Here is an 8732-nt window from a genome sequence, read left to right on the forward strand (position 1 = left end):
CCGCCGCGCCCTCCCGGTACGCCCACCAGGTCCTAGACACGTGGCTTCGCGGCACCGGTGCGCTCGCCCGCCCAAAGATCTCGCTCTCCGGTCGCCCGTGTTCCTTTACAACATCGGCCAGCCCTTGGAGCGCATGAGGAGGACGGCGATGTCGTCGGTCTGTGGGGACGCGAGTTGCACGACCACATCGGCGAGGTGGTCCACGTCGCTGTATTCCGCGGCCGCGATGCAGCTGACCAGAGCGGCGGTGGATTCGGCGATGTCGACGCCGGGCTTTTCGACGAGTCCGTCGGTGTAGAAGCCGAGTACGGATTCGGGCGGGAAGGGCACGGTGACCGCCGGGTAATCGGCGGCTGCGTCGATTCCCAGGAGCAGCCCCGGAGGCACGTCGAGAACTTCTGCGTTTCCGGGGAGTGTCTGCAGGATCGGCGGAGGATGGCCGGCGGAGGCCACCGAGAGCAGCTGCTTGTGCAGGTCGATCTGGGCGTAGACGCAGCTGACGAACAACCCTGGGTCAAGGTCGGTGATCACCTTGTTGGTGCGGGTGAGGACCTCGCTGGGCCGGGGTCCGGCGGTGGCGTGGACCGCTGTGCGGACCTGGCCCATGAGAACGGCGGCGGCGACGTTGTGCCCCTGCACGTCGCCGATGACGGCGCCGACGGTGCCGTCATCGAGGAGAAGTACGTCGTAGAAGTCGCCCCCCGCGTCCATCTCGCGGGTCGCCGGTAGGTACCGGGCGGCGAGATCCAGTTCGGCTACGTGCGGCAGCGTGTGCGGCAGCAGGCTTTCCTGGAGGCTGCGTGCGAGGGTGTGCTCCAGGTCGTACTGGCGGGCCCGGTCGAGGGCGTGCGCCACCAGCCCGGCCAGGGAGACCAGCGCGGCGCGCTCGTTGCCGGGGAACGTCCTGGGGTGTTCGTACCCGAGCACGCAGGAGCCGATGACGGTGCCGGATGCGAGCAGCGGCAGGACGGCCCAGGCGTTGCTGCCTGATGACGAGATGAATCCGGGCGCGATCCGACGTGCTTCTTCCGGTGAGGAGATGAAGTGCGGCCGCACGGACAGCAGGACGTGGGTGATGAGCCGGCTGCTGAAGCCCGTGGAAGACAGAGCGGTGGTGTCGGAGTCTCCGAACATGTTCGGGTCCAACCCGGTGCCGCCGATGAGCCGCAGGCGCTCCCCCTCGGCCAGGAAGAAGGCCACGGAGTCGGCCTCGAAGACCGGCGCGATCTGACAGCAGACCTGGTCGGCGATGTCGCGTACCCCACGCGCCTCGGCGAGGGCGGTGGCCAGGTAGAGCATCTGGTGCATACGGCCCGTGCGCGGGGACATCTCTACGGGCCCCGGCAGCGAGCTACGTGTACTCAGCAGCTCGTCGCAGAGCTCGACCCGCATGGTGGTACCGCCGGCATCGGGGTAGAGCTGGATGCGCAGCAGGACGTCGGGCGGGCGGCGCACCAGCAGGGCGGTCGGCTTCCGGCTCGTCGTTGCGACCCGGACCTCATCCTCCAGATGGGCTGTCCGCAGCCAGGGCATGGCAGCCCAGAGTGTGGCCCCCAGCAGTTCCGAGACGCTGCTGTCCAGGAACTTCGCCGCCTTTTGATTCAGGAAGGTGATCCGGTCGTCACGATCGAGGCAGACGAATCCGTCGGGCAGGCGTTCGGCCAAAGCTGCTGCGGCCAGGTTCTCGTCATGCGTGGGGGCATGGAGCGGTGAGCGCTGGAGATTCCTGGGCCGCGGGCGGGCGGTCGAGGTGGCGTCGGCGTCGGCAGCCTTTTCCACGATCCGGCCGAGTCGGCGGCCGGCCGCCTCCAGGCGGTCACGCTGCCCGGCCGTGAGGCGTTCGTAGTCCTCGGGTCCCCAGAAGAGCAGGATGGCGCCCTGGGCTGTTTCGTCGCCCATCAACGGTATGGCGGCCGCCGCGCAATACTGTGGGGCGGTGAGGGCCATCCGTGGATAGCGGCTGGCCAGCTCTTCCGAGCTGTCCAGCTCGACGGCACAGCCGTTTTTCACCGCGTCCGTGACCGGCATCGGGCTTGGCCGCACGAGCCGGGAACGGTGCGGCACCGCACCCGTCGGCAGGTCGATCTGCGCGTGCAGATAAAGCGTCCACCTGTCCGGTGCGAGGACGTACAGCGCCCCTGCGGCTGCTGCAGCCTCCTGAACGGCTTGCAGCAGGCCGTCGTCCAGCTCTTCGAACGCGTCCTTCGGGCTGAGACCAGGCGCGTCCCGGCCGTCCGGCCACGATTCCGGCCGAACCACCGACCATTCAGGCCGGTCGTGTCGCCGGGAGCGCCTCGCCGTCACCGGTCAATCGTAGTTCTGCATCACGCCGAGTGCCTTGCCCACTCGCACGGGGGAGGCCGACCGGAGCGCTCGTCTGTGCAGGTCAGCGGCACTTGTGAAACGCGTCCCTGAGGGGACTGCAAATCTGCCGGGTCAGAGCGCTGGGCCGTCCCGGGGCCGTCCGAGGGCGACCAACGAGAACCAATGACGACCGACAACGACCGAGAGGGCGCAGCAGCCTGCTGCGCCCTCTCGGTCGTTGTCCCAGCTAGACCCAGGTGTCCAGCCACATCCGCGATCTCCAGTCGTCGATCGGGACGGCCTGGCCGGTGTACAGGGGCCAGAAGTAGATGAAGTTCCAGGCGATCAGCAGGACCAGGACGCCCGCGCCGGTCGCGCCCGCGACCCGGCGGGTCTCGGTGGAGCCCGGTGGCCCGACGATCGCGCCGAGCAGCATCGCCACCGCCAGACACAGGAACGGCACGAAGATGACGGCGTAGAAGAGGAAGATCGTCCGCTCCTGGTACATGAACCAGGGCAGGTAGCCGGCCACGATGCCGCAGGCGATCGCGCCCGCGCGCCAGTCACGGCGGAAGAACCAGCGCCACAGCACGTACAGCAGCGCGAAGCAGCCCACCCACCACAGCATCGGCGTGCCGATCGCCAGCACCTCGCGCGCGCACTTCTCGCTCGCGTCGGAGGGGCAGCCGTCGGTGCCGGGCAGCGGGGACTCGTAGAAGTACGAGACCGGGCGGCCCAGCACGAGCCAGCTCCACGGGTTCGACTGGTAGGTGTGCGGCGAGGAGAGGTGGACGTGGAAGTTGTAGACCTCGTGCTCGTAGTGCCACAGGCTGCGCCACCAGTCCGGGAACAGCCAGGACCAGCTGCTGCCCTTGCCGTCGGTGACGGCCCAGTTGCGGTAGTAGCCGCCGGAGCCGTCGTCCGCGGAGAGGATCCAGCCGGTCCAGGACACGATGTACGTGGCGATCGCGACCGGCACGGTGGCCAGGAACGCCAGGCCGGTGTCCCGCTTGAGGACCGTCGTGTACGCGTTGCGCGCGCCGGCGACCTTGCGGGAGCCGACGTCCCACAGCAGCGTCATGACGCAGAACGCCGCCATGATGTACAGGCCGTTCCACTTGGTGCCGATGGCCAGGCCCAGCAGCAGACCGGCCGCCCAGCGCCAGGGCCGCAGGCCGAGCCGGGTGGTCTCGGCGACGAGCGCGTTCGGCCGGGCCAGACCGTCCGCGTCCTCGGGGAGCGCCGCCGCGAGTCTCGCGCGCGCCCGGTCGCGGTCGATGACCAGACAGGCGAACGCGGCCAGGACGAAGAACATCAGCACGCCGTCGAGCAGCGCGGTGCGGCTCATCACGAAGTGCAGTCCGTCGACCGCCATCAGCGCGCCCGCCAGGCAGCCCAGAAAGGTGGAGCGGAAGATCCGGCGGCCGACCCGGCACAGCACCAGCACGCTGAGCGTGCCGAGCAGCGCCGTCATGAACCGCCAGCCGAACGGATCGAACCCGAAGATCAGCTCGCCGAGCCCGATCACGTACTTGCCGACCGGCGGGTGCACGACGTAGGCCGCGTCCACCGGGACGGTCAGATGCCCGTGGGAGGACAGCACGAGGTCGTTGGCGTTCTTGTCCCAGTTGACCTCGAACCCGCGGTGGACGAGCGCCCACGCGTCCTTCGCGTAGTACGTCTCGTCGAATATCACCGCCCTCGGGCTGCCCAGGTGCCAGAACCGCAGCACCCCCGCGAACAGGGTGACCAGCAGCGGACCACCCCAGCCCGACCAGCGTCGGAGGCGGTCGGCGAGGGTGGGCGGGAGGCCGAGCGCCGACCACAGCCGGGGGCTGGGCTCGGCGTACGGCGGCACGAGCCGTTCGCGGACGTCGCTCGCGGGTCCCGACGCCTGCGCCGAGTAGCCGAATCGCCGCAGCCGCTGCTGCCACGACGGCTGCTGGTCGTGCGGGGCCCGGCCCTGCCGGATGTCCGTGGAGGACGCGGTACTGGTCACCGCGCCATCGTAGGGAACCCTTCTGTGTGAGTCCCGTGCAAGGGCGGTACCGGTCCGGATGCGTCCCCTTGGTCCGGCCCCTGGGAGGATGGTGACGTGACTGGAACCCTTGTCTTGGCAGGCACCCCCATCGGCGACATTCAGGACGCTCCGCCCCGGCTCGCCGCGGAACTGGCCGACGCCGACGTCGTCGCCGCCGAGGACACCCGGCGGCTGCGGCGCCTGACCCAGGCCCTGGGCGTGATGCCCAAGGGGCGGGTGGTGTCGTACTTCGAGGGCAACGAGGCGGCCCGCACGCCGGAACTCGTCGAGGCGCTGGTGGGCGGCGCCCGGGTGCTGCTGGTCACCGACGCGGGCATGCCGTCCGTGTCCGACCCCGGCTACCGGCTGGTCGCCGCGGCCGTCGAGAAGGACGTCAAGGTCACCGCCGTACCCGGACCGTCCGCCGTGCTGACCGCGCTGGCGCTGTCCGGGCTGCCCGTCGACCGCTTCTGCTTCGAGGGCTTCCTGCCGCGCAAGGCGGGTGAGCGGCTGTCCCGGCTGCGCGAGGTCGCCGACGAGCGCCGCACCCTGGTGTACTTCGAGGCCCCGCACCGGCTCGACGACACCCTCGCCGCGATGGCCGAGGTCTTCGGCGCCGACCGGCGGGCCGCCGTCTGCCGTGAGCTGACCAAGACGTACGAGGAGGTCCGGCGCGGCGGACTCGCCGAGCTGGCCGCGTGGGCCGCCGAGGGCGTGCGGGGCGAGATCACCGTCGTCGTCGAGGGGGCGGCCGAGCGGGGCGGGCAGGAGCTCGACGCCGAGGAACTGGTGCGCCGGGTGCGGGTGCGCGAGGAGGCGGGGGAGCCCCGCAAGGAGGCGATCGCGGCGGTGGCCGCGGCGGCCGGTCTGCCCAAACGCGAGGTGTTCGACGCGGTGGTCGCGGCGAAGAACGCCGGGCGCTGAGGCGTCGCGCGCCGGGTGCCGTACACCCTCTGAGCAGGGCGCTTCTCCCATGAGCGGGCGCCCCATGCACGGGCAAAGGGTGCGCGTGTCAGGCAAAGCCCAGGCCGCCCGCCGAGACCGTTTCGGCAAGGAAGGTCCAAATCGGGTCCAACACTCGACAGTCCTGATGCATTCGCGCCGGTGGAGGCGTCCACTGGAGGCAGGGACGCACCCGTCCCTCGCCTCCACCGGGGTTCCGGGGGGAACTCCCTCGCCGGGGGCGCTCGTCCAGCGGACAGCAGGAGCTGGCATGAGTGAGATCGCAGGGCAGACCGGTCTTCGCGACGGAGCGACTTCCGTGGTCAACGAGTCCTATTCCTTCGCCTGCATGAGGTGCGGGCACGGCTGGGAACAGTCGTACGAGATCGAGCACCACACGGATGCCGACGGCCACGAGTTCGTGCTCTACGTGGCGGGCGGCCGGGTCGTGCCGTCCCCGCTGAGCCGTCCCGCCTGTGTGAACTGCGACGGCAACGTCGTACGGATCATGCGCGCGGGCCAGGTGTCCTTCGTGCAGGACCTGCTGCACCGGCACCCGCACCGGACGCAGGAGCGGCCGGAGCAGCAGAGCGCGCCGCCGAAGCCCGCGGAGCACCACTGGCACCTGTCCGATCTCCTGCACCCGTTCCAGCGCAGGGTGAGCTGACGCCCCGCACGACCTGGGACGGCATGCCCCTTTCGTAGGATCGGGGCATGCCTTCGAACGACGACAAGAACGCGGCGCCGCCGCTCCCGGAACCCCTCAGGGTGCCGGTCGCCGACTCCCACACTCACCTCGACATGCAGTCCGGCACCGTCGAGGAGGGCCTCGCGAAGGCCGCGTCGGTGGGGGTCACGACGGTCGTCCAGGTCGGCTGTGACCTCAAGGGCTCGCGCTGGGCGGCCGAGACCGCGGCCGCCCACGACAGCGTCCACGCGACGGTCGCCCTGCACCCCAACGAGGCCCCGCGCATCGTCCACGGCGACCCCGACGGCTGGTCGCGGCAGGGCGCGCGCACCCCGGGCGGCACCGCCGCGCTCGACGAGGCGCTCGCCGAGATCGACCGGCTGGCCGGGCTGCCCCAGGTCAAGGGCGTCGGCGAGACGGGACTCGACTACTTCCGCACCGGCCCCGAGGGCAAGGAGGCGCAGGAGCGGTCCTTCCGCGCCCACATCGAGATCGCCAAGCGGCACGGCAAGGCGCTGGTCATCCACGACCGCGACGCCCACGCCGACGTGCTGCGCGTGCTGAAGGAGGAGGGCGCTCCGGAGCGGACCGTCTTCCACTGCTACTCCGGCGACGCCGACATGGCGCGGATCTGCGCCAGCGCCGGGTACTTCATGTCCTTCGCGGGCAACGTCACCTTCAAGAACGCCCAGAACCTGCGGGACGCCGTCGCCGTCGCTCCGCTGGAACTGCTCCTGGTGGAGACCGACGCGCCGTTCCTGACCCCGGCCCCGTACCGCGGACGGCCCAACGCCCCGTATCTCATTCCGGTCACGGTCCGCGCCCTGGCCGCCGTGCGGGGCATCGACGAGGACGCGCTGGCGGGAGCCCTCGCGGCGAACACGGCCCGCGCCTTCGACTACGCGATGTGACCGGTCCGTAACCACAGGGCCGTAATCGCGGCGGCCGGCACTCACCCCGGGCACGACTGTGCGTAATTGCGAGGCTTTGGAGAGTGACGGCCGCTCCGCTAGGTTCTGGGGGCCCGATCCAGACCCGTCTGGCCCTGTGGAGCGTGTCGGCGTGAGCAACTCGCAGTACGAGAGGTATCAGGCGTACGAGCCCTACCGGGGGTACGAGGGATACGGCGGCCCCGACCCCGTCCCTCCGGCCCCGGAGGCCGGCCCCCACGGCGGCTTCGACCTGCACAGCGCCGAGACGCCGGCGTACGGCGTGTACGCGGCGCCCGGGGCGTACGAGCCCTTGGGGATGTACCGGGACACGTACCAGGACATGTACCAGGACGCGTACCAGGGCGGGTACCAGGACACCTACCGGCCCGCCTATGAGACGCCCCGGACGCATGAGGCCCACGAGCCGTACGACGTGTACGGGGCGTACGGGACGTACGAAGCGTTCGAGACGGACGAGGTGCACGAGGCGCACCAGTCCTACGAGACGCATGGAGCGTACGAGGGATATGGGTCCCATGGGTCCCATGGACCCCATGGGACCCACGGGTCCTACGAGCCCTACAGGTCCCACAGCGTGTACGGCGGGTCGGAGGACGCCACGCTGCCGCGGCAGACGCTGCGCCCGCCGGGTGCGGAGGCGCCCACGCTCGTCGAGCGCGTCACGGCGGACCGGCGCTCCCCGCGTCGGCGCAGGTTCGGGTATGCCGGGCGGATGGACGGCCAGGTGCGCCGACTGCTCCCGCGGGCGCTGGTCGTCGCCGTCCTGGCCGGCGGCACCACCGCCTTCGTCGCCAAGGACAAGGCCGTCGAGCTGGACGTCGACGGCAGGCCGCGCACCCTGCACACCTTCGCCGACGACGTGACCGAGCTGCTCGCGAAGGAGGGCGTCCGGGTCGGAGCGCACGATTCGGTGGCGCCCGCCCCCGGCACGCCCCTGGCCTCGGGCCAGGAGATCGCGGTGCGCTACGGACGGCCGGTGCGGCTCACCGTCGACGGCCGGCGGGCCGAGGTGTGGACCACGGCGCACACCGTGCAGGAGGCGCTGGAACAGCTGGGGGTGCGGGTGGAGGGCGCGTATCTGTCCGCCGCGCGGCACCGGCGCATCGGGCGGGAGGGGCTCGCGCTGGACGTGCGTACCGAACGCGCCGTCACGATCATGGCGGACGGCCGGGCCCGCACCGTGCGCACCAACGCCGCGACCGTGGCCGAGGCCGTCGAGCAGGCCGGGATCACCCTGCACGGCCAGGACACCGTCTCGGTCCCGGCCGGGAGCTTCCCGCGCGACGGGCAGACGGTGACCGTGCTGCGGATCACCGGCGGCCGGGAGATCCGGGAGGAGGCGATCCCGTTCGAGGTGCGGCGCACCGCCGACGCCTCGCTGTTCCGGGGCACGGAGATCGTCGAGCGGGTCGGACGGCCGGGACTGCGGCGCATCACGTACGCCCTGCGGACCGTCAACGGCGTCCGGCAGAAGCCGCGGCGACTGCGGTCCGAGCGGGTGCGGGAGCCGCGGACCCAGCTGGTCCGGGTGGGCACGAAGCCGCTGCCGCCGTCGGTCCGCGGCGCCGACCACCTCGACTGGAAGGGCCTCGCGGCCTGCGAGTCGGGCGGGCGGCCGGACGCCGTCGACCGGTCGGGGACGTACGGCGGGCTCTACCAGTTCGACACGCACACCTGGCGCAGCCTCGGCGGGAGCGGACGGCCGCAGGACGCGCCGGCCGCGGAGCAGACCCGGCGGGCCAAGCGGCTGTACGTACGGCAGGGCGCGAGCCCCTGGCCGCACTGCGGGGCACGGCTGCACGGGTGAGCGGACCGGGGCGGGGGC

General features: G+C 71.4%; 6 protein-coding genes. 4 read left to right on the forward strand and 2 right to left on the reverse strand.

Features of this window, described 5'->3' with window-relative positions; genetic code table 11:
- Window positions 1-105: 105 nt before the first annotated feature.
- Window positions 106-2259, reverse strand: coding sequence for a SpoIIE family protein phosphatase (locus FNH09_RS41925; protein ID WP_152895109.1), 2154 nt, complete (start codon window positions 2257-2259; stop codon window positions 106-108).
- Window positions 2260-2551: 292 nt separating this feature from the next.
- Entirely contained in the window at window positions 2552-4303 is a 1752-nt protein-coding gene (locus FNH09_RS41930; RefSeq protein WP_162469906.1) for a phospholipid carrier-dependent glycosyltransferase, read from the reverse strand.
- Window positions 4304-4399: 96 nt separating this feature from the next.
- Here FNH09_RS41930 and rsmI point away from each other — a divergent pair, with 96 nt between their 5' ends.
- The 4 genes from rsmI (at window position 4400) to FNH09_RS41950 (ending at window position 8714) form a co-directional block, all read left to right on the forward strand.
- On the forward strand, window positions 4400-5248 hold the full coding sequence (rsmI, locus tag FNH09_RS41935; RefSeq protein ID WP_162469907.1) for a 16S rRNA (cytidine(1402)-2'-O)-methyltransferase: 849 nt from the start codon (window positions 4400-4402) through the stop codon (window positions 5246-5248).
- A gap of 289 nt (window positions 5249-5537) precedes the next feature.
- Window positions 5538-5933: a hypothetical protein gene (locus tag FNH09_RS41940; protein WP_152895110.1), complete on the forward strand. Its 396-nt coding sequence runs from the start codon at window positions 5538-5540 to the stop codon at window positions 5931-5933.
- Between the two features lie 47 nt (window positions 5934-5980).
- Entirely contained in the window at window positions 5981-6865 is an 885-nt protein-coding gene (locus tag FNH09_RS41945; protein WP_152895111.1) for a TatD family hydrolase, read from the forward strand.
- A gap of 337 nt (window positions 6866-7202) precedes the next feature.
- Window positions 7203-8714 (forward strand): ubiquitin-like domain-containing protein, encoded by a 1512-nt coding sequence (locus tag FNH09_RS41950; RefSeq protein ID WP_420802835.1) that lies wholly within the window; start codon window positions 7203-7205, stop codon window positions 8712-8714.
- Window positions 8715-8732 lie beyond the last annotated feature (18 nt).

The organism is Streptomyces adustus (assembly GCF_009377175.1).
GTDB lineage: Bacteria > Actinomycetota > Actinomycetes > Streptomycetales > Streptomycetaceae > Streptomyces > Streptomyces adustus.

What these genes read in the sequence shown, in the direction of transcription:
- FNH09_RS41940 (WP_152895110.1), top strand. Translation starts at nt 5,538, where the DNA reads ATGAGTGAGATCGCAGGGCAGACCGGTCTTCGCGACGGAGCGACTTCC.
- FNH09_RS41945 (WP_152895111.1), top strand. Translation starts at nt 5,981, where the DNA reads ATGCCTTCGAACGACGACAAGAACGCGGCGCCGCCGCTCCCGGAACCC.
- FNH09_RS41950 (WP_420802835.1), top strand. Translation starts at nt 7,203, where the DNA reads ATGTACCGGGACACGTACCAGGACATGTACCAGGACGCGTACCAGGGC.